The organism is Microvirga sp. P4_A5, assembly GCF_056402495.1.
Genome location: NZ_JBFUHH010000016.1, coordinates 26,562 through 48,235, shown reverse-complemented (window position 1 = coordinate 48,235; position 21,674 = coordinate 26,562). Strand labels below are relative to the sequence as shown.

Annotated in this window: 19 protein-coding genes; 13 read left to right on the top strand and 6 right to left on the bottom strand. The window is 64.8% G+C overall.

Annotation, left to right across the window (positions count from 1 at the left end):
* Positions 1–79 precede the first annotated feature (79 nt).
* The 5 genes from AC1DVM_RS07350 (at position 80) to AC1DVM_RS07330 (ending at position 7,012) form a co-directional block, all read left to right on the top strand.
* Entirely contained in the window at positions 80–1,318 is a 1,239-nt protein-coding gene (locus AC1DVM_RS07350; protein ID WP_477253288.1) for an aspartate kinase, read from the top strand.
* 100 nt (positions 1,319–1,418) lie between these two features.
* Positions 1,419–3,686, top strand: a complete 2,268-nt coding sequence (gene ptsP, locus AC1DVM_RS07345) for a phosphoenolpyruvate--protein phosphotransferase (protein WP_477253286.1) — start codon at positions 1,419–1,421, stop codon at positions 3,684–3,686.
* Positions 3,686–4,774 carry a peptide chain release factor 1 gene (gene prfA, locus AC1DVM_RS07340; RefSeq protein ID WP_477253285.1) on the top strand — a complete coding sequence of 363 codons (1,089 nt, stop codon included), beginning with the start codon at positions 3,686–3,688 and terminating at the stop codon, positions 4,772–4,774. Before ptsP ends, prfA begins: the two co-directional genes overlap by 1 nt.
* Positions 4,771–5,631: a peptide chain release factor N(5)-glutamine methyltransferase gene (prmC, locus tag AC1DVM_RS07335; protein WP_477253284.1), complete on the top strand. Its 861-nt coding sequence runs from the start codon at positions 4,771–4,773 to the stop codon at positions 5,629–5,631. Before prfA ends, prmC begins: the two co-directional genes overlap by 4 nt.
* A gap of 370 nt (positions 5,632–6,001) precedes the next feature.
* Positions 6,002–7,012 carry a DUF4167 domain-containing protein gene (locus tag AC1DVM_RS07330; RefSeq protein ID WP_477253282.1) on the top strand — a complete coding sequence of 337 codons (1,011 nt, stop codon included), beginning with the start codon at positions 6,002–6,004 and terminating at the stop codon, positions 7,010–7,012.
* 59 nt (positions 7,013–7,071) lie between these two features.
* On the opposite strand, the gene AC1DVM_RS07325 is transcribed toward AC1DVM_RS07330, so the two are convergent.
* Positions 7,072–7,857 carry an MOSC domain-containing protein gene (locus tag AC1DVM_RS07325; RefSeq protein WP_477253280.1) on the bottom strand — a complete coding sequence of 262 codons (786 nt, stop codon included), beginning with the start codon at positions 7,855–7,857 and terminating at the stop codon, positions 7,072–7,074.
* Positions 7,858–7,910: 53 nt separating this feature from the next.
* A complete protein-coding gene (locus AC1DVM_RS07320; RefSeq protein WP_477253278.1) occupies positions 7,911–8,228 on the bottom strand; it encodes a hypothetical protein in 318 nt (105 codons plus the stop codon).
* 201 nt (positions 8,229–8,429) lie between these two features.
* Here AC1DVM_RS07320 and clpB point away from each other — a divergent pair, with 201 nt between their 5' ends.
* The 4 genes from clpB to AC1DVM_RS07300 all read left to right on the top strand — a co-directional run bounded on the left by clpB (position 8,430) and on the right by AC1DVM_RS07300 (position 13,220).
* Positions 8,430–11,054, top strand: coding sequence for an ATP-dependent chaperone ClpB (gene clpB / locus AC1DVM_RS07315; RefSeq protein WP_477253276.1), 2,625 nt, complete (start codon positions 8,430–8,432; stop codon positions 11,052–11,054).
* A 137-nt stretch (positions 11,055–11,191) separates the two neighbouring features.
* Positions 11,192–11,680 carry a hypothetical protein gene (locus tag AC1DVM_RS07310; RefSeq protein WP_477253274.1) on the top strand — a complete coding sequence of 163 codons (489 nt, stop codon included), beginning with the start codon at positions 11,192–11,194 and terminating at the stop codon, positions 11,678–11,680.
* Positions 11,681–11,849: 169 nt separating this feature from the next.
* Entirely contained in the window at positions 11,850–12,938 is a 1,089-nt protein-coding gene (locus AC1DVM_RS07305; protein ID WP_477253272.1) for a TRAP transporter substrate-binding protein, read from the top strand.
* A gap of 117 nt (positions 12,939–13,055) precedes the next feature.
* Positions 13,056–13,220, top strand: a complete 165-nt coding sequence (locus AC1DVM_RS07300) for a hypothetical protein (protein ID WP_477253270.1) — start codon at positions 13,056–13,058, stop codon at positions 13,218–13,220.
* Between the two features lie 43 nt (positions 13,221–13,263).
* On the opposite strand, the gene AC1DVM_RS07295 is transcribed toward AC1DVM_RS07300, so the two are convergent.
* Entirely contained in the window at positions 13,264–14,127 is an 864-nt protein-coding gene (locus AC1DVM_RS07295) for a DMT family transporter (RefSeq protein ID WP_477253268.1), read from the bottom strand.
* Positions 14,128–14,310: 183 nt separating this feature from the next.
* Between AC1DVM_RS07295 and AC1DVM_RS07290 the strand changes: the two genes are divergently transcribed.
* Entirely contained in the window at positions 14,311–15,207 is an 897-nt protein-coding gene (locus tag AC1DVM_RS07290; RefSeq protein WP_477253266.1) for a YihY/virulence factor BrkB family protein, read from the top strand.
* 50 nt (positions 15,208–15,257) lie between these two features.
* Here the strand turns inward: AC1DVM_RS07290 and AC1DVM_RS07285 are convergent, their stop codons facing one another.
* Together AC1DVM_RS07285 and AC1DVM_RS07280 are read right to left on the bottom strand one after the other, a co-directional pair.
* A complete protein-coding gene (locus tag AC1DVM_RS07285; RefSeq protein WP_477253264.1) occupies positions 15,258–17,204 on the bottom strand; it encodes a bifunctional 2',3'-cyclic-nucleotide 2'-phosphodiesterase/3'-nucleotidase in 1,947 nt (648 codons plus the stop codon).
* A gap of 81 nt (positions 17,205–17,285) precedes the next feature.
* Entirely contained in the window at positions 17,286–18,440 is a 1,155-nt protein-coding gene (locus AC1DVM_RS07280) for a trans-sulfuration enzyme family protein (RefSeq protein ID WP_477253262.1), read from the bottom strand.
* A gap of 91 nt (positions 18,441–18,531) precedes the next feature.
* Here AC1DVM_RS07280 and AC1DVM_RS07275 point away from each other — a divergent pair, with 91 nt between their 5' ends.
* A complete protein-coding gene (locus tag AC1DVM_RS07275) occupies positions 18,532–19,017 on the top strand; it encodes a TspO/MBR family protein (protein ID WP_477253261.1) in 486 nt (161 codons plus the stop codon).
* A gap of 3 nt (positions 19,018–19,020) precedes the next feature.
* On the opposite strand, the gene hpt is transcribed toward AC1DVM_RS07275, so the two are convergent.
* Positions 19,021–19,590, bottom strand: a complete 570-nt coding sequence (hpt, locus tag AC1DVM_RS07270; protein ID WP_477253259.1) for a hypoxanthine phosphoribosyltransferase — start codon at positions 19,588–19,590, stop codon at positions 19,021–19,023.
* A gap of 370 nt (positions 19,591–19,960) precedes the next feature.
* Between hpt and AC1DVM_RS07265 the strand changes: the two genes are divergently transcribed.
* Together AC1DVM_RS07265 and AC1DVM_RS07260 are read left to right on the top strand one after the other, a co-directional pair.
* Positions 19,961–20,584: a cell division ATP-binding protein FtsE gene (locus AC1DVM_RS07265; protein WP_477253314.1), complete on the top strand. Its 624-nt coding sequence runs from the start codon at positions 19,961–19,963 to the stop codon at positions 20,582–20,584.
* Positions 20,581–21,570 (top strand): cell division protein FtsX, encoded by a 990-nt coding sequence (locus AC1DVM_RS07260; RefSeq protein WP_477253257.1) that lies wholly within the window; start codon positions 20,581–20,583, stop codon positions 21,568–21,570. Before AC1DVM_RS07265 ends, AC1DVM_RS07260 begins: the two co-directional genes overlap by 4 nt.
* The last annotated feature ends 104 nt before the right edge of the window (positions 21,571–21,674 follow it).

The window sequence follows — 21,674 nt, the reverse complement described above, 5'->3', positions numbered from 1 at the left end:
CATGTATACGCCGCCTCCGCCCTGGCGAAGAGGCAAAGTTGATTTTCCCGTCTGGCTCCTGCTGTCTGGCCCTTTGCTTATGCCTCGTCTCGTCATGAAGTTCGGCGGCACGTCCGTCGCCACGGTTGAGCGGATCCGCAATGTCGCCCGGCATGTGCAACGGGAGGTCGAGGCCGGCTATGATGTGGCGGTCGTCGTATCGGCCATGTCCGGCAAGACGAACGAACTCGTATCCTGGGTCAAGGAATCCTCGCCCCTCTACGACGCGACCGAATACGACGCGGTCGTGGCCTCCGGCGAGCAGGTCACCTCCGGCCTTCTTGCCCTCGTGCTGCAGGAAATGGGCTTCAACGCCCGTTCGTGGCAGGGCTGGCAGGTGCCGATCCTGACCTCCGAGATCCATGGCTCGGCCCGGATCGCCGCCATCGACGGCACCAGCATCATGCGGGGCTTTGCCGAAAACAAATCCGTGGCGGTCGTCTCCGGCTTCCAGGGGATGCATCAGCCGACCCAGCGAATCACCACCCTGGGCCGCGGTGGCTCGGACACGAGCGCGGTGGCGCTCGCCGCCGCCATCCAGGCCGAGCGCTGCGACATCTATACGGATGTGGACGGCGTCTACACCACCGATCCCCGCATCGTCGCGAAGGCGCGGCGGCTCGACAAGGTTTCGTACGAGGAGATGCTCGAAATGGCATCGCTCGGCGCCAAGGTTCTTCAAGTCCGCTCCGTCGAGCTTGCCATGATGCACCGGGTGCCGACCTATGTGCGCTCCAGCTTCGACGATCCCACCGACCCGAAGCTCGGCACCCTCATCTGCGACGAGGAAGACATCATGGAACAGCAGGTTGTGACCGGAATCGCCTATTCGCGCGACGAGGCACAGATCACCTTACGGAATGTCGCGGACAAGCCGGGCATCGCGGCCTCGATCTTCGTGCCCCTGGCGGACGCCAACATCAACGTGGACATGATCATCCAGGTCGTGTCCGACGATACCACCACCACCGACATCACCTTCACGGTCCCGGCGGCCGATTACCAGCGCGCCTGCGCGGTGCTGGAGGCCCATCGTCACGATATCGAATTCCGGGACCTGCAGGGCGCCACCGACGTGGTGAAGGTCTCGGCCATCGGCGTCGGGATGCGCAGCCATGCGGGCGTCGCCGCCCGGGCTTTCAAAGCCCTGGCCGACAAGGGCATCAACATCCGCGCCATCACGACCTCGGAGATCAAGTTCTCGGTTCTGATCGACTCGGCCTATACGGAGCTTGCCGTCCGCACGCTCCACTCGCTATACGGCCTTGATCAAGCCTGATCGCACGCCTGATTGACGGTCCGTCACAAAGGCTGCGACACTCATCGCCGAGCCGGCGGGCTTTCACCCCGGCTCAAAAAAGGACGGGATTCGACAGCTCATGCCAAGCGCTCCCGGCGGTCCGCGCCTCCTGCTGCGCCGCCTCCGCGAGATCATGGCGGAGCCGGTCGGAGCGCAGGATCGTCTCGACAAGATCGTGGTTCTGATCGCCGCCAACATGGTGGCGGAGGTGTGCTCCCTCTATGTGATGCGCGGCGACGGCGTGCTGGAATTGTTCGCCACCGAGGGCCTCAAGCGCGAAGCAGTCCACCTGACGACCATGCGGGCCGGCGAGGGCCTGGTCGGCCTCATCGCCGCCACCGCCGAGCCTCTCGCCCTCTCGGATGCGCAAGGCCATCCGGCCTTCTCGTACAAGCCTGAAACCGGCGAAGAGATTTACCACGCCTTCCTGGGCGTGCCGCTCCTGCGCGCCGGCAACACGCTGGGCGTCCTCGTGGTGCAGAACCGCACCTACCGGGTCTATGCGGACGAGGAACTCGAGGCACTCCAGACCACCGCCATGGTGCTGGCCGAGATGCTGGCCTCGGGCGAGTTGCAAGCCCTGGCGCCGGTCGAGACCGGCACCGCTTTTCGACGCCCGCTGCAGCACCGGGGGACGGTGCTGGCCGAGGGTGTGGGCCTTGGCTACGTGGTCCTGCACGAGCCGCGCGTCGTTCTCAAGAACCTCATCGCGGAGAATCTGGAAACCGAGCTCGAGCGCCTCGAAGAGGCCATCGGGGAGGTCCGCGCCTCCATCGATGAACTGATCGAGCGCGGGGACGTCGCCCATCATGGCGAGCACCGGGAGGTCCTGGAAACCTTCCGCATGTTCGCGCACGACCAGGGCTGGCTGCGCCGGATGCGCGAGGCGGTCGGCTCGGGGCTCACGGCGGAAGCCGCGGTCGAACGCGTCCAGTCCGACAATCGCGCCCGGATGCTGCGCCAGACCGACCCCTATCTGCGGGATCGCCTGCACGACCTCGACGATCTGGCGAACCGCCTGCTGCACCGACTCGTCGGTCGCGACATGGTCGCCTCCAAGGCCTTGCTGCCGGAGAACGCCATTCTGGTAGCGCGCTCCATGGGTCCGGCGGCGCTCCTCGATTACGACCGTTCGCGCCTTCGCGGGCTCGTTCTGGAAGAGGGCGGTCCCACCAGCCATATCGCCATCGTCGCCCGGGCGCTCGGCATCCCGGCGGTGAGCGAAGTGGCGAACGCCACCTCGATCATGGAGCAGGGCGACGCCATCATCGTGGACGGTACCACCGGCGACGTGCAGATCCGCCCGAGCGCCGAGGTGGAAGCGGCCTATGCGGAGAAGGCGCGCCTGCGCGCCCGGCGCCAGGAGCAATACCTCAAGCTGCGGGACGTGCCGGCCGTCACCCGCGACGGCGTTGCCATCAACCTGCAGCTCAATGCCGGATTGCTGGTCGACCTGCCGCATCTGGAAGATACCGCCGCCACCGGCATCGGCCTGTTCCGCACCGAGCTTCAATTCATGATCGCCGAGCGGATGCCCACCACCACCGAACAGCAGGCGCTCTATGCCGCCGTGGTGGACGCGGCGGGCGACCGACCGGTGACGTTCCGGACGCTCGACATCGGCGGCGACAAGATCCTGCCCTACATGCAATCCGTCGAGGAGGAGAACCCGGCTTTGGGCTGGCGCGCCATCCGCATCGGCCTCGACCGCCCTGCCCTCCTGCGGATGCAGATCCGGGCGCTCCTGAAAGCGGCGCGCGGTCGCGCGCTCAAGATCATGTTCCCCATGGTGGCGACCTGCGACGAGTTCGTCCGCGCAAAGGTTCTGGTCGAACGGGAAAAGGCTCATCTTGCCCGCCACGGCTATCCGCTGCCGGCGGATCTCAAGCTCGGCGCGATGCTGGAGGTGCCGTCGCTGCTGTTCCAGCTCAAGGAGATGTGCGCCACCGCCGACTTCCTCTCCATCGGCTCCAACGATCTGATGCAGTTTCTCTTTGCCATCGACCGCGAGAATCGGCGCGTGGCGGACCGGTTCGACCCGATGAGCGGACCGATGCTGCGCGCCCTCCAGCGCGTCGTCGAGAAAGCGTCGGGAAGCGATTGCGAGCTGACCGTCTGCGGCGAGATCGGCGGGCGTCCGCTCGAGGCCATGGCGCTGATCGGCCTTGGGTTCCGCTCCCTGTCCATGGCCCCGACCTCCATCGGCCCCGTCAAGGCGATGCTGCTGGCGCTCGACGCGGGACGGGTAGGCACGCTCATCCGCGAGGAACTGGACCGCGACGGGGGCGGCGATTCGCTGCGCCCCGCCCTCGTCCGCTTTGCCAAACAGCATGGTATTCCGGTCTGATGTCAATCGCGCCTCCGCAAGAACGTCTCCATGCCATCCTCGCCCGCCACGACATCGTCATGGCGACGTTGAATGCCGGCCCGGACCCCGAGACCTTCGTGGCGCTTTCGCGGGAATTGGCCGAACTGGACGGCGTGGTGACCGCCATCCGGGCCTATCAGGGCATGGAGGAGAACCTGAAGGGTCTTCAGGTCATGCTGGCCGACCCCGGGACCGATTCCGAGATGCGCTCTCTCATCGAGGATGAATTGCCGGACGCGCGCGACGCCGTGGACCAGGCGGCGCAGGATCTGCGGATCATGCTGCTGCCCCGGGATGAGGCGGACGAAAAGAGCGCCATCCTCGAAATCCGCGCGGGCACGGGTGGCGACGAAGCAGCGCTCTTCGCCGGCGACCTCTTCCGCATGTATGCGCGCTATGCCGACCTGAAGGGCTGGAAGGTCGAGATCGTGTCCGAGAGCGAGGGCACGGCTGGCGGCTACAAGGAAATCGTCGCGGAGGTCAAAGGCCGGAACGTCTTCGCCCGCCTGAAATTCGAGAGCGGCGTCCACCGCGTCCAGCGCGTTCCCGATACCGAAACATCCGGCCGCATCCACACCTCCGCCGCCACGGTGGCGGTGCTGCCCGAGGCCGAGGAGGTCGATATCGCGATCAGTGATTCCGATCTGAAGATCGACACCATGCGGGCGCAAGGGGCCGGGGGCCAGCACGTCAACAAGACCGAATCGGCGATCCGCATCACCCATCTGCCCACCGGGATGGTGGTTTTCGTGCAGGACGAGCGGTCCCAGCACAAGAACCGCGCCCGCGCCATGGCGTTGCTGCGGGCCCGCCTCTACGATGCCGAACGCAGCGCCAAGGATGCCGTGCGCGCCGCAGACCGCAAATCGCAGGTGGGCTCGGGCGACCGCTCGGAGCGCATCCGGACCTACAATTTCCCGCAGGGCCGCGTCACCGACCACCGGATCAACCTCACGCTCTACAAGCTCGAGGAGGTTCTCGCCGGCAACGCCCTCGACGAACTGATCGATGCGCTGGTGACCGATTATCAGGCGGCCCAGCTGGCGGACCAGGACCAGGCCGCGTGATCGGCGGCGGCGCCACCCGACAGACAGCGCTCCTTGAGATCAGAAAAGCCTTCCAGTCGGCCCTCATCGACGATGCCGCTCTCGAGGCGCGGGTGCTTCTCCTCGCGGCTCTGGACATCGACGGGACGGAACTCGCGATGCGGCCGTCTCAATCTCTCACCGGCGAGGAAGCGGCAAGGCTCGAATCATGGACAGGTCGCCGGCTCGCCCACGAGCCTTTGGCCCGCATCCTCGGAGAGCGCGAATTCTGGGGCTTGCCGTTCGTGCTGTCGGCCGAAACGCTGGTGCCCAGACCCGACACCGAGACGATCGTCACGACGGCCCTCGACCTCGTGCCCGACAAGAAGGCAGCCTTGCGAATCGTCGATCTCGGCACGGGCTCGGGCTGCCTTCTCGTCTCCCTGCTGCATGAATTGCCGCAGGCAATCGGCGTCGGGATCGACAGGGCCGAGGGAGCCGCCCGGACGGCCCGGCTCAATGCTCGCCGCAACGGTGTTTCGGCCCGTGGATTGTTCGTGGTCGGCGACTGGGGCTCGTCGCTCAGTCCCGGATGGGACCTCATCGTCTCCAACCCGCCCTATATCGCAAGCGATGTGGTGGATGGGCTGGAGCCTGAAGTACGCGACCACGACCCGCGTCTGGCCCTCGACGGGGGGGCGGACGGTCTCGACGCCTACCGGATTATCCTCGCACAGGCCCGACGCCTGCTGTCTCCGAGCGGCCATCTGGTGGTCGAAATCGGCTATGACCAGGAAGGAGCCTTGCGAAGCCTGGCGGTGCAGAACGGATTTTCGGTCGTGCGCTTCGACCGGGATCTGGCGGGAAATCCCCGGTGCATCGCCCTCAAACGGACATGATCGAATGGGAGAACGCTCCCCGCCCCAACGAGGATAAAGTGAAATATCGCTTGTTGGACCGCTCGGAACCCGCTAGATTCAGCGCAGATGACGTGATCGGTCTCAACAAGTCGGTGGCACCCGTTTACGGAAGCTCCGGAAGATCAAACGTTATCAATCGCGCTGACAGGGGCACTGAACAGTCAGGCGCGATCACCTGAACCCGACACTGAAGGATGGCCAGGCTTCTTTTGAGTCATGGCCGAACGACAGACGGCTGCCACGCGAACGGCGGGCGACGGGCCCGCTCGATGAACATTCGCTTGCATCGCGTGGATTGCAGAACCAGCGAGGGTCGTAGACCATAATGAGACCAGGACAGAACAGGCGCATGCGCGGCCGGAGCCGAAACAACAACAATGGCGGCGGCGGCAACAAGGGTCCTAATCCCCTGACGCGCAGCTATGAATCGAACGGCCCGGACGTAAAGATCCGCGGCACGGCGCAGCATATTGCCGAGAAATACAGCCAGCTGGCGCGCGATGCGCATTCGAGCGGCGATCCGGTAGCGGCCGAGAATTACTATCAGCACGCCGAGCATTACATCCGCATCATCGCGGCCGCTCAGGAAGCCCTGCGCGAGCAATACGGCTACCAGCCCCGTGCCTTCGAGGACGAGGGCGACGAAGAGGCTTTCGAGCAGCGTCAGAACGGCGGCGAGGACGGGGATCTTTCGTCCCAGCCACAGCCTTTCGAGGCGCGCACCGAAGGCGACCGCCGGCCGCGCTTCGACCGGCAGGATCGTGGCGATCGACAGGATCGTGGCGATCGGGATCGCGGCGACCGGGATCGCGGGGACCGTCAGGCAGCAGGTGACCGGCAGGATCGTCCCGACCGGGGCGAGCGGCAGGATCGCCCGGATCGCAACGACCGCCGGGATCGCTTCCCGCGCGATCGCGGACCTCGTCCGGAGCTCCAGCGCGATGAGCAGCCCCGAATGGATTTCGACCGCCCCGAGCGCAGCGAACGGACGGAGTCTCCCGTACGGGCAGACCGTCCCGAACGCCAGGATCGTCCCGAACGCCAGGACCGACCGGAACGCCAGGATCGTCCCGAGCGTCAGGACCGCGCGCCGCGCGGACGGCCGCCGCGGCGCGAGGCTCCGAACGAATCCGACGCGGTAGAACCCGCGGGCCTCCCGGCTTTCCTGACCAACCCGGTGCGGACTGTTCCGGTCGCCATGGACGAGGCGCCAGCGCCTGTTCCGACGGCGGCCGAAGCGGTGGATTCCGAGGTTCGTCCCCGTCGCCGCGCGGTTCGCCGTCCGCGACCGGATGAGACCGAGAATGGCGGAGACGCCAGCGACGCGATCGGCAACAAGGCTGAAACGCCCGCCGAATAATCGTCAAGGCCTGAATAGAAATGAAAGGGAGAGCGTGGCTCTCCCTTTTTTTGTGTCGGTCAGGAGAGCGCCAATGCGGGCTGCTCGGGCGCCAGTTCGTCACCCGGGACGATCGCCCCGCCGGTCAGGACCTCGGCATAGATGCCGCAATCCACATGGCCGTAAGTCTGCATGAGCGCCTTGGGGATCGCCAGATCGCGCGTCGCCGTTTCGAGGTTGACCTCCGTCGCGGCGCAACGCGGGATCCGCTTGATGACTTTCAGCCGAACGCCCTCGCTTGTCGTCAGCACCTGACCGACGAGATCGAGCTCCGCCCAAGGGGCCAATCCGTCGATGTGGAGGTTGCCGCGAAACCGCAGGGGATCGATCGATGCGCCCATCACCCCGCCGAGGGCCTCCACACTCGCCAGGTTGATCAGCGAGACGAAGCCGCTGCGGGAGTCGGTGAACCGAAAACCTTCTGGCGCCGTCAACACCTTGGGCGGGCCGCGCAATTCGGCCGGCATGAAGCGGCGAAAAAACGCCTCGATCGCAAGCCGGCCTTCGCCCGTCGCGATATCGCCCCGGACAAGCTCCCGGTCACCCTCGTTGATGACCAGCGTGGACGTCTCGTCCAGATAGCGGCTGGTGAGGCGCGCGAGACTCTCGTTTCGCATCAGCATCAGGAACTTGATCTTGGGCTGGTGCTCGGGCTTGTCAGGATCAAAGCCGGCGGGACCGTTTTCGACGGCGAACAGGCGATCTCCCGGGAAATAATCGCCCTTGGATAGGATCGCGCGGTCCAGTTTTTCGGGCGACAGGCCTTTGACGGGATAACGGTGAAGGTCGACGATGCGAATGCTCATTCGCCATCGTTTAAAACCCCGGCTTGGGGGAGACAAGCCTTGCGGGCCGATTGTTATTCCTTGGCGCGCGACATGGCGTCGGAATCGTCGCTGGGACGGTCGGGCTTTGTTCGGTCGCGACCGGCTGCGACCTGCTCGCTCGCCGCGGGGGACGTCTCCGTCGGATCGTTGCTCCCTGGTCGCACGCCACCGGCTTCCACGCCTTGGTCGGCTGATCTCACCCGGGCAGCTTCGCTCGTGTCGCCGAACGTCCGCGGCGTCACGGACGGGCGCTGTTCAAGGGGGCTTTCGGGAACCGCCATCCCGAGCTCGGCATTGCGAGCCAGATCGGCACGGGCCTTTTCGGCTTCGGAACGGGGGTCGCGGGCCATGCTCGAACTCCTCAGTCGCTCGCGCCRGGAAGCATCCGGCACATCATAACAATGCCGGGCCAAACGGCGCGTTCCACCCCTTGTTGTGACCGATCTGCTACACCACCTCTCCATCAACGGACGCTTCCTCGGAAGGTCCGGCGACTTTGCGTGACCCGTTGTGCCTCAAAGAGGGCGACGGCGTCGAACAGGGGGTAGATGATGAACTTTGAGAAATATACCGAGCGTGCCCGCGGATTCGTGCAGGCGGCGCAGAATCTGGCCATGCGGGAGGGTCACCCGCAACTGGCGCCGGGGCACCTCCTCAAGGTGCTTCTCGACGATCCCGAGGGCCTCTGCGCCGGGCTCATCGAGCGGGCGGGCGGACGCGCCGCGAGTGCCCGCGCGGCGATCGAGCAGTGGCTTTCCAAGCAACCCAAGGTGTCGGGGGCGGCGTCCCAGCCGCAGGCGACACGGGAATTGATGCGCTTTTTCGATACGGTCGAAAAGATGGCCGAGAAGACGGGCGATTCCTACGTCACCGTCGAGCGCATGCTGCTGGCCCTGGCGACCGAGAAGGACACGGAGGCAGGCAAGATTCTCGCCGATGCGGGTGTCACGCCGCAGCTTCTCAACGCCGCCATCAACGAGATTCGCAAAGGACGGACCGCCGATACGGCAACCTCCGAGAACGCCTATGACGCTCTGAAGAAATACGCGCGCGACCTCACCGAGGCGGCGCGCGAGGGCAAGCTCGACCCGGTGATCGGACGCGACGAGGAAATCCGCCGGACCATTCAGGTCCTGTCGCGCCGCACGAAAAACAACCCGGTGCTGATCGGCGAGCCCGGCGTCGGCAAGACCGCCATCATCGAGGGGCTTGCGCTGCGCATCGTCAACGAGGACGTGCCGGAGAGCCTGAAGGACAAGCAGTTGCTCGCCCTCGATATGGGCTCGCTGATTGCCGGCGCGAAATATCGCGGCGAATTCGAGGAGCGGCTCAAGAGCGTGCTGGAGGAGGTCACCGCGGCGGCAGGCGGCATCATCCTGTTCATCGACGAGATGCACACGCTCGTGGGCGCCGGCAAGTCCGAGGGCGCCATGGATGCGTCGAACCTGCTGAAGCCCGCTCTGGCGCGCGGCGAGTTGCATTGCGTCGGCGCGACGACGCTCGATGAATACCGCAAGCATGTGGAGAAGGACGCGGCCCTCGCACGCCGATTCCAGCCGGTCTTCGTGGCTGAGCCCACGGTGGAAGACACCGTGTCGATTCTGCGCGGCTTGAAGGAAAAATACGAACAGCACCACGGCGTTCGCATTACCGACAGCGCGATCGTCGCGGCCGCGACCCTGTCGAACCGCTACATCACGGACCGTTTCCTGCCCGACAAGGCGATCGACCTCGTGGACGAGGCGGCTGCGCGGCTGCGCATGCAGGTGGATTCCAAGCCCGAAGAGCTCGATACCATCGACCGCGAAATCGTGCGGCTCAAGATCGAGGCGGAAGCGCTCAAGAAGGAAAGCGATCCCGCCTCGCGCGAGCGCCTCCAGCGTCTCGAGAAGGAATTGAGCAACCTCGAAGAGCAATCCGCCGCGATCACGCTGCGATGGAAATCCGAGAAGGAGAAACTCGGCCGCGCCGCCGATCTCAAAAAGAAGCTCGACGAAGCCCGGACCGAGCTCGCATCCGCGCAGCGGCAGGGGCTCTACCAGCGCGCAGGCGAACTCGCCTACGGGGTGATTCCGCAATTCGAGAAGGAGCTCGCCGACACCGAGGCCGCGGAAGGTTCCGGCGGCATCATGGAAGAGGCGGTGACCGCCAACCACGTGGCACAGGTGGTGTCGCGCTGGACAGGCGTGCCCGTCGACCGGATGCTGGAGGGCGAGCGCGAGAAGCTGCTCCACATGGAGAAGGAACTGGCGAAACGCGTGGTCGGACAGCGCGAGGCCGTTCATGCGGTGGCGACCGCCGTGCGGCGTTCCCGGGCCGGTTTGCAGGACCCGCACCGCCCGATGGGTTCGTTCATGTTTCTCGGCCCCACAGGCGTCGGCAAGACCGAATTGACCAAGGCGCTGGCAGGCTTCCTGTTCGACGACGAAAGCGCGATGGTTCGCCTCGACATGTCGGAATACATGGAGAAGCATTCGGTCGCCCGGCTCATCGGTGCGCCTCCGGGCTATGTCGGCTACGAGGAAGGCGGCGCCCTCACCGAGGCGGTGCGGCGCAGGCCCTATCAGGTGGTGCTGTTCGACGAGATCGAAAAGGCGCATCCGGACGTGTTCAACGTCCTGCTGCAGGTCCTCGACGACGGACGGCTTACGGACGGTCAAGGGCGGACGGTGGATTTCCGCAACACGATCATCATCATGACGTCGAACCTCGGTTCGGAATATCTCGTTGCCCAAAAGGAGAACGAGGATACCGATATGGTTCGCGGCGAGGTGATGAGCGTGGTCCGCGCGCATTTCCGACCGGAATTCCTCAACCGCGTCGATGAGATCATCCTGTTCCACAGGCTGAAGCGGTCGGAGATGGGAGCCATCGTGGATATCCAGATCGGGCGGCTGCAGATGCTTCTCGACGAGCGCAAGCTGGTCCTGGATCTCGAGCCGGAAGCGCGCGATTGGCTCGCTGAAAAGGGCTACGACGCCGCCTACGGCGCGCGGCCCTTGAAGCGGGTCATCCAGAAATACCTGCAGGATCCGATGGCGGAAGGCATCCTCTCGGGGGTGATCAAGGATGGCGAGACGGTGTCAGTGCACCTCGGTCCCTCGGGGCTGATCATCGGCGACATCCCGGTCGCGGAGGAATCGGAGTTTCCGCCGGAGGGCGTGCGTCTGAACTGAGCGAGCGATAAATGGCCGGGTCAAAGCCCGGCCATTTTTTCTAACGGGGCCGCGATATCCTGACCGATTCCGCGAATCAGGAACTCCCCTTCGCGGCCGCACGTTGCCCCCTTGTCACTCAAGGAAAGGAATCAAGCATGGCCGAAGACAAACGAGGTCTGATCCCCGAACCCCAGATCGAGGACGGCCTCGATGAGTTGGTCAACGCGGATGCCGGCGAAGACTTCGTCGCGGGCCCGACCACGCGCAACAGCGTCGGAGACGTCAAACGCGCGGCCGCGAAGGCCACGGGCCTCATGGGCGCATCGCGCAAGCTCGATCCCGAACTCGATATCCGCCACGTCGACGACGGACGCGTGAAGAGCGGATCGTCCGCGGGAATCCACAGTTTCGCCGAGGTCGCGTCGGGAGAAAGCGACGGCGATGTAAGCCTGACGCTCAGCAACGCGGAAGTCGCCGGAATCATGCCGACGACCGTTCTCAAGAGCCCGGCCAAGCGCCCGGAACTGCGCGAAGGCGACCCGGCGCCCGTGGCGATGGAAGGCGGCGCCGAAAGCCGGCGACGCGTTCCTGCGCCCGGTACGATGGTCGATGTCCCGAAGGGGAAGCTTGTCCGCAAGGCCTGACGATCGGCTCGTATTCTGGAAGGTTGAAGAATGGCCGGGCATCGCCCCGGCCATTCTCCGTATACGCCCGCGACGCATACCTGTCGTACCGGAACGAAAGATGACACGGCGCGTGAGTTCGGGTCTATTCGGGCCCAAGCCGTAACGGCGTTCGTGTGAGGAAACAGCCATGGATAGACGAACCGTACTCAAGGGAGCAGGACTTGCCGCAGCGGCAGGAGTCGCATCGCCGGCGCTTGCCCAGGCATCCCCCGAAATTCGCTGGCGCATGCCGTCGAGCTATCCGAAAAGCCTCGACACCCTGTTCGGCGCGGGCGTGCAGATCGCCAAGCGCGTCGCCGAGGCCACCGACAACAAGTTCCAGATCCAGGTCTTCGCCGCCGGCGAAATCGTCCAGGGCCTTCAGGTTCTCGACGCGGTGCAAAGCGGCACCGTGGAATGCGGCTACACCCTGTCGAGCTATTATATCGGCAAGGATCCGACATTCATGTTCGAGACCTCCGTTCCGTGGGGCCTCAACGTCCGGCAGCACAATGCCTGGATGCATTTTGGCGGCGGACTCCAATCCGTTCGGGAGTTCCTGAAGGATTACAACGTCATGACCTTCCCGGCCGGTCAGACCGGCGCGCAGATGGGCGGCTGGTTCCGCAAGGAGATCAATACTGTCGAGGACCTGAAGGGTCTGAAATTCCGCATTGCCGGCATGGGCGGGCAGATCATGCAGCGGCTCGGCGTGGTGCCGCAGGTCCTCGCCGGAGGCGACATCTATCCGGCGCTCGAACGCGGAACCCTCGACGCGGTGGAGTTCTCAGGTCCCTACGACGACGAGAAGCTCGGCTTCGTGAAGGTCGCCAAATACTATTATTATCCGGGCTTCTGGGAGGGATCGGCGCAGCCATCCTTGTATGTGAACCTCGAGAAGTGGAACGCGTTGCCGGCCAATTACAAGGCGATTCTCGAAGCGGCATGCGCCGAGGCGAACGCCATGTGCGTGATGAAATACGACGCCGAGAACGCCGAGGCGGTGCGTCGCCTCGTGAGCCAGGGCGCGCAATTGCGAGCCTTCCCGAAGGATGTGCTCGATGCGAGCCACAAGGAGGCGTTCAAGCTCTACAACGAGATCGCGTCCTCGAACCAGAAGTTCAAGACGATCTACGATTCCTGGAACGCCTTCCGCGAGAAGGAATACACTTGGTTCCGCATCGCCGAATTGCCGTTCGATTATTACAACTATACGCAGCAAGGCCAGCCTCGCTGAGCTTTCCATCGCAACGGCGCGCCTCACGGTGCGCCGTTTCTGCATGAGGGATCGGGATCGTCTCTTCGGCGTTGACGTGGTGAATGCGGGCCGTGAGCTCCGCCATGGAGATGCCTGATGGAAGAGATCAAGAAACGCGTGGACGAACAGACGATCAAGCAGGGCAAAAAGGACGAGAAGCTGACCGAAAATTCGAAGGAAAACCTCGATCGCAAGCTCGACGAAGGCAACGAGGAAAGCTTTCCGGCGAGCGACCCGGTCTCGGTGAAGATCACCAAATAGATCACTTTCAAGAACCCCGGCCGGTCCGGGGTTTTTGCTGTCCTCAGTTACGGCTCGCCACGGCCACGCCGAGCGCGGCGCATCCCATCCCGACGATCTGGATCAGGCTCAGCGTTTCGCCGAACAACAGATACGCCATGACGGCGGCGACGGGAGGGACCAGATAGAGCAGCGTGGCGACGCCGGTCACGGCCCCGTGGCGGATCAGATAGAGCAGCAATCCGATGGCGCCGATGGACAATCCGAGCACCGCCCAGGCAAGGCCGAAGAGAAGCGGCCATGACATGTCCATGCGGCCATTCTCGGTGAGCAGGACCACCGGCGCCGTCACGAGCGCCGCCCCGATATACTGAATGACCGCGTTGACACGCATGTCGAGAGTGCCGGCGGTGCGTTTCTGCCAGATGGTGCCAAGCGTGATCGACAGCATCGCCAGGATGGCGGCGCAAAGGGCCAGAGGCGGCGCGCCGGCGCCGAGTTTGGGCAGGATCACCAGGATGGCCCCGAGAAATCCGAGGCCGATCCCGAGCCAACGGCGCGGCGAAACCCGTTCGCCCAGGAGCGGCATCGCCAGCAGCCCCGTGACCAGGGGTTGGAGACCCGCCACCAAAGCGGTTATCCCCGCCGGCAGACCGTTCTTCACCGCCCAGAAGACGCCGCCGAGATAGAACCCGTGCAGCAAGACGCCGGCGATGAGCGAATTGAGCCAGGTTCGCCCGTCCCGTGGCCAGGGCACCCGGGCGATCGAGACGATCACGGCCAGAACGAGGATCGCCAGCGCGTAGCGCACCAGCAGGAACGTCAGCGGCTCCGTGTGGGGCGCCACCGTGCGGGCGACGATAAAGCCGGTTGCCCAGATGAGCACGAAGAGCGGCGGGGCCACACGGGCGAGCAAGGTGGGCGACATGAGGGGCCGATGGAAAGCGGACGAGGAGGACACATCCCTAACAGGGTTTCGGCCGTCGAACACCCATGGCGCGGCCTCAACGGCCTGTCGTCGAAGGCCCTGCATGGTTGACACCATCGTCCTCAGGCTCACTTGTCCTTTTGCCCTGCCCCCGCCGTCGCCACCCACCGGGAGAGTTGTTTGTTGAAACGCCTGCGCCTCACGGTGGAAATCTTCTCCATCGCCATTACCCGCTTTCTGGTGCATGACGCCTGGGCGATCGCCAGTCATATCGCGCTGTCGGTCCTGACATCCTTGTTCCCGTTCCTCATTCTCATGACGGCGCTGGCGAGCTTGTTCGGAGCGGGATCGCTTGCCGATGAGGCGACGGGCCTGATCCTCGAGGCCTGGCCGCGCGAGGTGGCGGAACCCATCGCGGGTGAAATCCACACGATCCTCACCGGGCGGCGCAGCGATGTGCTGACGCTCGGCCTCGTGCTGGCGCTGTATTTCTCATCGAGCGCCGTGGAAGCTTTGCGGTTGGGCCTGAATCGCGCCTATGGCGTGCGGGAAACCCGCGTGTGGTGGGTGACGCGGCTCGAATCCATCGCTTTCGTCATCGGTGGTGCGTTCGTGATGCTGGTTCTGGCGGTTCTGGTGGTGCTCGGACCCTTCGTGTGGCGCGCGGTCCTCTATTGGGTGCCGGCGCTGCAGTTCCTCGACGGGCTGATCGACTTCCTGCGCATCGCCATCGCGACGGTCGTCATCGTGGCGGGCCTGCTGATCGCCTACAAATTCGTGCCATCGGGCCGCCGGAACTGGTGGTCTATCCTGCCCGGCGTATTGGTGACGCTGTTTTTGTGGCTGCTCGGTGGCCTGGGATTCGGCTGGTATCTCGAATTCTATCCGGGCGCCTATGCGTCGACCTATGGGGGTCTGGCCACCGCCATGGTGGCGCTGGTGTTTCTCTACACGCTCGGCGCCATCTTCCTGTTCGGCGGGGAACTGAACGGCACCATCATGCTGGCCAAGCGCCGCCGCCGGCTGGTGGAGCCGGCCCCGGACCAGATCGAACCGCCGGTCGAGTTGCCGCGGCTGTAAGCGACAACGGCCGGATCACATCCGGCCGTTCATTTCTCGCGCAATCCGAATCAACCGACGATGCGGTATTTGACGAAGCCTTCGGGCGCATCGCCCATGCGTTCGATCTTGATGCCGGAGGGCTGATAGGAGGCGGCGTTCGGTCCGGTGAGGAAGGTCGCGGTCACATTCGCTGGCGGCGTCACCAGCGCCCACGAGCCATCCGCCTTCGGCGACACTTCCTTGCGCTCGATGATGAACCGCATGATCGCGTCGCGCGTGAGATCGGGGGCGTCGAGAATGATGGTCTTGCCGTCCGCGCCGGGGAAGTTGCCGCCGCCGCCCGCGCGGTAATTGTTGGTCGCCACCACGAACACCTGATCGTCGGTCACCGGCTTGCCGTTATACGACAGATCCTTGATGCGGTGCGCGTCGGCTGCGACGAGCTTGCCGTCATTGTCGTAGCGCGAGGGTTGCGTCGGATCGATTTTGTACTGCACGCCCGCGATGACGTCGAAATTGTAGGCCGGGAACTTGGAATTGATGATGTCCTGTTCGCCGCCCTTCGCCACGTCGATCTGGTTGTAGATCCCCGCCGACCGTTCGAGCCATTCGCGCACCTGCGCTCCCGTCACCTTCACGGCCCGGATGGTGTTGGGATAGATGTAGATGTCCGCCATGTCCTTGATGGCGAGCGGTCCCGGCTTGATCTCGGTGAAATAGTTCGGACCGCCGCGTCCGCCGGCCTTGAAGGGCGCCGCCGCGGATAGCAGCGGCAGGTCCTTGTGCGGCGTGGTCTTCAGGAGATCCGCCACGTACCAGGCCTGCGCCTCGGCCACGAGCTTCACGGACGCGTCGTCGGCCACCAGCGAGTAATAGGAATGGATCGGCACCGCCGTGGTGCCGACCGGCTCGCGCACATATTTCAGCGTCGCATCGTGATCCGCCTGCACCGCCGCGATGACGAGGGCCTCGGAATCGACCTTCGGCACCACCTTGCGGTCGACGCGATCGTAGATGGGACGTGCCTCTGTGGCGAATTTCGCCACCTTCCAGCCCGTCGCATCCTTGGTGAGTTCGAGATCGATGAGGCCCAGATGGCTGCCCCAGAATCCCGCCATGACCGCGGGCTTTCCGTGGAGCGTGCCGGCCTTCGCATCGACGCCCGGAATGTTGCTGAATTCCTTGCCACCCGGGAAGGTGAAATGCTGGTGCCCGGTGAGGATCACGTCGATCCCGTCGACCTTCGCCAGGTGCAGGGCCGCGTTCTCCTCGCCGCCATTTCGTTCGCCGCCCGCGATGCCCGAATGGCACAACGCCACGACGATGTCGGCGCCGGCTTTCTTGATATCCGGCACATGCTTCTGCGCCGCATCGACGATGTCCGTCGTGGTCGCCTTGCCGTCGAGATGGGCTTTGTCCCATTGCACGATCTGCGGCGGCACGAAGCCGATCACGCCGACTTTCAGTTTATGCGTCACGCCTGCCTCGTCGACCACGTCCCGATCGAGAACGAGCCACGGCTTCCGCAGGGTCTCGCCATCGGACTTGATGACATTGGCGCAGACGAGCGGGAATTTCGCCGCCCCGAGCGAGTTCTGCAGAAAGTCGAGACCGTAGTTGAATTCGTGGTTGCCGAGCGTTCCGCAATCGTAATTGAGGGTGTTCATGGCGGCGACCATCGGATGGACGTCGCCTTTCTTCATACCCCGACGGTAGGCGACGAAATCGCCCAGGGGCGAGCCTTGAATCAGATCGCCGTTGTCGAACAGCAGGCTGTTCTTCGCCTCGGCGCGGGCGGCCTTGACGAGTGCGGCCGTGCGCGCAAGGCCGACCGTGTCGTCGGCCGCGTCGCGGTAGTAGTCGTAAGGCAGGATGTTCACATGGAGATCGGTCGTCTCCAGGATGCGCAGCTTGACAACCGGGTCGGCGGCCCAGCCGATGCGCGGCATGGCCGTGAGGGCGGCGGCCRCCACGCCGGTTTGAAGGACCCGGCGGCGAGTGATCATTGACGTCATGCTGGTCGTCCCCGTTCATGAAACAGCGTTCGCATAACAGAGAACATCACGGGTTTTATGACAAGGGCCAATCGTCGCCCGTCAGCGGGAGCGCAGAGCCTCGTCAAGATCCGCGAAAAGATCCTCCGAATCCTCGATGCCTGTGGACAGGCGCAGCAGATCCGGGGGACATGGCGTGCCCGGCCCCTCGATCGAGGCGCGGTGCTCGATGAGGCTCTCGACGCCGCCAAGCGACGTGGCGCGTTTCCACAATYTCACCCGCGCCGCCGTGCGGATGGCCGCCGCCTCTCCGTCCGATACCTGCACGGACAGCATGTAGCCGAACCCGTTCTCCATCTGCCGTGCCGCAACGTCATGACCGGGATGCTGAGGCAGGCCGGGATAGAGCACGCGCGCGATCTTCGGATGGGCCGACAGACGTTCCGCGAGCTCCTGGGCGCTTTTCGTCTGCGCGGCCGCGCGCAGATGCAGCGTCCGCAGGCCGCGCATGAGCAGGTAGGCCTCGAACGGCCCGAGGATCGCGCCCTGCCCCTTGCGGATGGTGACGATCTGGGCCCAGAACGCATCCGATTTCGCACCCGCGAGTACGCCCGCCACCACGTCCGAATGGCCGTTCAGGACCTTGGTGGCGGCATGCATGACGATGTCGGCGCCAAGCGCCAGGGGGCGCGTATGATAGGGCGAAGCGGTGGTCGAATCGACCGCGAGGCGCGCGCCCGCCGCATGGGCGATTTCCGCCGCGCCAGCGATGTCGGTAATCGTCCATAACGGGTTCGACGGTGTCTCGGCCCAGACCAGTTTGGTGCGGCCTGGAACGACCGCCTTGCGCAAGGCATCGAGATTGTCGGTCTCGACGAATTCGACGTTGAGCCCCCAGCGCGTGGCCTCCGTCATGAGCCAGTGGCGCAAAGCCCAGTACATGACCTTGGAGGCCACCACATGGTCGCCGGGATTGAGCGCCTGGAACACCGCCGTCGCGGCAGCCATGCCCGAGGAAAACAGCAGCGCGCCGGCTTCAGCTTCCTCAAGCATCGCCAGCACGCCCTCCGCCTCGCGGATCGTGGCGTTGTCGGGACGGCCATAGACGAAGCCGGACGAATAGGCGTTGTCCTCGTCGCGAATATAGGTGGTGGCGACGTGGATCGGCATCACCACGGCTTTCGTCACCGGATCCACATGACCCATGGCCTGCGCCGTGAGAGAGCGCTTCGACCATTGCGGACGCGATGACGGCATGGGAACCTCCGGGAAGGGGATGGGTTGCGTGTGGTGACGAAGCTCATCCATTACAGGGAAACGCACCATCATGCATCCACGCGAGAGTGCAATGTCGGGCATGCCGACACCGCCGCTTCGGCGCTTTCTGCTGGCGGTGCTGCCGGTCGCGGCGGCAAGCGTGCTGGGAAGCCTGGCGACGATGCCCAACATTCCGACCTGGTATCCGGGGCTGGCAAAACCCGGCTTCACGCCGCCGAACTGGCTCTTCGGCCCGGTCTGGACCCTGCTCTATGCGATGATGGCCTACGCGATGTGGCGCATTCTCTCGCTGCCTGCCTCCCTGCCGGGGCGAAGCACGGCCATCGCGACGTTCTTCGTGCAGCTTGGCCTCAATGCCCTGTGGTCCTGGGCCTTCTTCGGCGCGCATAGCCCGGCCGCCGGATTGGTGGTCATACTGGCACTGATCGTCGCCATCATCGCGACGATCCGGGCGTTCTGGCCCCTCGACAGGGTGGCGGCCTACCTGCTCATGCCGTATCTCGCGTGGGTGGCTTACGCGACGGCGCTCAACGCCGCGGTATGGCGTCTGAACTGAGCCTCAGCTCTTTTCGTCGAAAAGGTCGGGATCGCTGTCGAGATGATCGACCACGCCCACGAAGGGCAGCTGGCGATAGGAATGCGACACGTCCATGCCGTAGCCGACCACGAAGACGTCCGGGCAGTTGAAACCGACGAATTCGGCATCGATGGAAACCGCGCGCTTGCCGGGTTTCTCCAGCAGCACCGTGGTCAGGACGCGTCTTGCGCCCCGGGCCATCAGCAGGTCCTTGGCAAACGTCACGGTGCGGCCCGATTCGAGGATGTCGTCGACCAGCAGGACGTCCCGGTCGCGAACGTCGCTTTCCACGTCCCGCAGGATCGCCACCTGCCCGGATGACACCGTTCCGTCGAGATAGCTCGACAAATGGACAAACTCCACCTGGGGCTCAAGACCCACCCGGTGGAGCGCGCGGATCAGGTCCGCGGCGAACATGAAGCTCCCCTTGAGGATGGCGACGACCAGCAGGTTCTCGGGCTTTGCCCGCGCGATATCCTGGGCCAGTTCCTCGATGCGGCTGGCAATGGTCTTTTCGTCGAAGAGAACCCGGATCCGGGGAGAGGCCGTCATCGTCATCAATCCACATAAGGGCCGGCCATGAGCCGTTGCCCGCAACAATCGTCTCATTCACGACCATGGGGCGTTCCCGAAGTCAAACGCGCATCGGTACCTGCGGCCTTAAAGCCGGGCCGGAATGTCCGACACCGGTTCATTCCGCGGGAAAGTTCCGCTAGCATCCGCTGCCGCCGGGCGCCCCGTTGACCGGATTGTTAAGGCCGATCTGCCATAGAGGGGCGAATCGCGAAGACAGGCGACGCATCCGGCGGCGCTTCAGACGAACCACAGAGGATGCGCGCGCCGCGTGAGAGCGTATTACGACATCGAGGACAACGACGGCGCACCCGTGGTGCAGTTGGAGAATGTGGGCGTGCGCTACGGCATGGGCCCGGAGGTCTTGCGCGACCTCACCTTCTCGATCGAGGCCAATTCGTTCCAGTTTCTCACCGGGCCGTCGGGCGCCGGCAAGACCACGCTCCTGCGCCTGATCCTGATGTCGGTGCGCCCGACCCGGGGGCTCATTTCCATCTTCGGCGAGGACGTGTCGGATATTTCCAAGGACAACCTGACCGGCCTGCGCCGCCGGATGGGCGTGGTGTTCCAGGATTTCCGCCTCCTCGACCATCTCACCACCTACGAGAACGTGGCCCTGCCCCTGCGCGTGCAGGGCAAGGACGAGGCTACCTATCGGGCCGAGGTGGTGGAACTGTTGCGATGGGTGGGTCTCGGCGACCGCATGCACGTCCTGCCGCCGGTTCTCTCCGGGGGCGAAAAGCAGCGCGCCGCCATCGCGCGGGCCCTCATCGTGCGGCCGGACCTGCTTCTTGCCGACGAGCCGACCGGCAACGTCGACCCGTCGCTCGCCAAGCGGCTGCTGCGGCTCTTCATCGAACTCAACCGGCTCGGAACCTCGGTGGTGATCGCCACCCACGATTTCAGCCTCATGGACCAGCTCGACGTCCGCCGCCTCGTGCTGGGGGACGGACGGCTGCATATCGACGAATGAACCGCCCGCTCAAAAAACGCGTCGGGACGCGCCGGAAACCCGCGCCTGCGCCCGCAGCCGCCGCCAAACGTCCGCTGCCGACCTCGCTCCGGCGCAATGCCCCGCTGGTGCCCGTCGATTCCGCCGGCGGCCAGGCGCTCGCGGCCGTCATCGCCATTCTGACCTTCCTCGCCGCGCTCTGCGCCGGCGGCGCGGAGCTCGTCGCCACGAGTTCGGCCCAGTGGCGATCGGACATCGCCCGGGAGGTGACCATCCAGGTCCGGCCCAACCCCCAGCGATCCATCGAGGCCGATGTGGAGCGCGCGGCGGCGCTGGCCCGGCAGACCAAGGGGGTAGAGAGCGCCCAGGCCTTCACCCGGCAGGAATCCGAGCGCCTGCTCGAACCCTGGCTCGGCACGGGCCTCGATTTCAACGATTTGCCGGTCCCGCGCCTCATCGTCATCAAGCTGAACGAGGAAACCCGCCCGGATTTCGGTCCCTTGCGGAAATCCCTCAAGGACCAGGTCCCGGGGGCCAGCCTCGACGACCATGCGCTCTGGGTCTCCAGGCTCTCGACCATGGCCAACACGATCATCGGCGTCGGCGTGCTTCTGGTGGGACTGGTTGTGCTCGCAGCCGGGCTCGCGGTGACGTTTGCCACGCGGGGCGCCATGGCGGGGAACCGCGAGGTGGTGGACGTGCTGCATTTCGTCGGCGCCAACGACGATTTCATCGCCAAGGAATTCCAGCGCCGGTTCTTCAATCTCGGCCTGCGCGGCAGCCTCGCGGGCGCCGGGGCGGCGCTCCTGCTGACCACCGTCCTGGGTCTGGTGGCGAAGTCCTGGCGGGCGAGCCCGACGGGAGACCAGCTCGAGGCCCTGTTCGGGGCATTCAGCATCTCCTGGCGAGGCTATGGAGTCGTCATTCTCATCGCGCTGGTGGTGGCTTTGGTCACGGGAATCGTGTCTCGCCTGACAGTGAGACGATTTCTTAAGGGGAATGGGTGAGAATCATTTCAGATAGGGGTTGCCTCTCCGGTGCCTCATTTTGCAGTATTGTCCGCAGTGATGACCTCGCAAACGCAGAATATGGCGATTTTTGGCGCCACAGA

Excerpts from the sequence above, each read along its gene's own strand:
- AC1DVM_RS07275 (WP_477253261.1), top strand. The coding sequence starts at position 18,532 with ATGTCGGGCATGCCGACACCGCCGCTTCGGCGCTTTCTGCTGGCGGTG.
- AC1DVM_RS07260 (WP_477253257.1), top strand. The coding sequence starts at position 20,581 with ATGAACCGCCCGCTCAAAAAACGCGTCGGGACGCGCCGGAAACCCGCG.
- AC1DVM_RS07320 (WP_477253278.1), bottom strand. The coding sequence starts at position 8,228 with ATGGCCCGCGACCCCCGTTCCGAAGCCGAAAAGGCCCGTGCCGATCTG.
- AC1DVM_RS07330 (WP_477253282.1), top strand. The coding sequence starts at position 6,002 with ATGCGCGGCCGGAGCCGAAACAACAACAATGGCGGCGGCGGCAACAAG.
- ptsP (WP_477253286.1), top strand. The coding sequence starts at position 1,419 with ATGCCAAGCGCTCCCGGCGGTCCGCGCCTCCTGCTGCGCCGCCTCCGC.
- AC1DVM_RS07305 (WP_477253272.1), top strand. The coding sequence starts at position 11,850 with ATGGATAGACGAACCGTACTCAAGGGAGCAGGACTTGCCGCAGCGGCA.
- AC1DVM_RS07325 (WP_477253280.1), bottom strand. The coding sequence starts at position 7,857 with ATGAGCATTCGCATCGTCGACCTTCACCGTTATCCCGTCAAAGGCCTG.
- clpB (WP_477253276.1), top strand. The coding sequence starts at position 8,430 with ATGAACTTTGAGAAATATACCGAGCGTGCCCGCGGATTCGTGCAGGCG.
- hpt (WP_477253259.1), bottom strand. The coding sequence starts at position 19,590 with ATGACGGCCTCTCCCCGGATCCGGGTTCTCTTCGACGAAAAGACCATT.
- prfA (WP_477253285.1), top strand. The coding sequence starts at position 3,686 with ATGTCAATCGCGCCTCCGCAAGAACGTCTCCATGCCATCCTCGCCCGC.
- AC1DVM_RS07300 (WP_477253270.1), top strand. The coding sequence starts at position 13,056 with ATGGAAGAGATCAAGAAACGCGTGGACGAACAGACGATCAAGCAGGGC.
- AC1DVM_RS07265 (WP_477253314.1), top strand. The coding sequence starts at position 19,961 with ATGGGCCCGGAGGTCTTGCGCGACCTCACCTTCTCGATCGAGGCCAAT.
- AC1DVM_RS07295 (WP_477253268.1), bottom strand. The coding sequence starts at position 14,127 with ATGTCGCCCACCTTGCTCGCCCGTGTGGCCCCGCCGCTCTTCGTGCTC.
- AC1DVM_RS07350 (WP_477253288.1), top strand. The coding sequence starts at position 80 with ATGCCTCGTCTCGTCATGAAGTTCGGCGGCACGTCCGTCGCCACGGTT.
- AC1DVM_RS07310 (WP_477253274.1), top strand. The coding sequence starts at position 11,192 with ATGGCCGAAGACAAACGAGGTCTGATCCCCGAACCCCAGATCGAGGAC.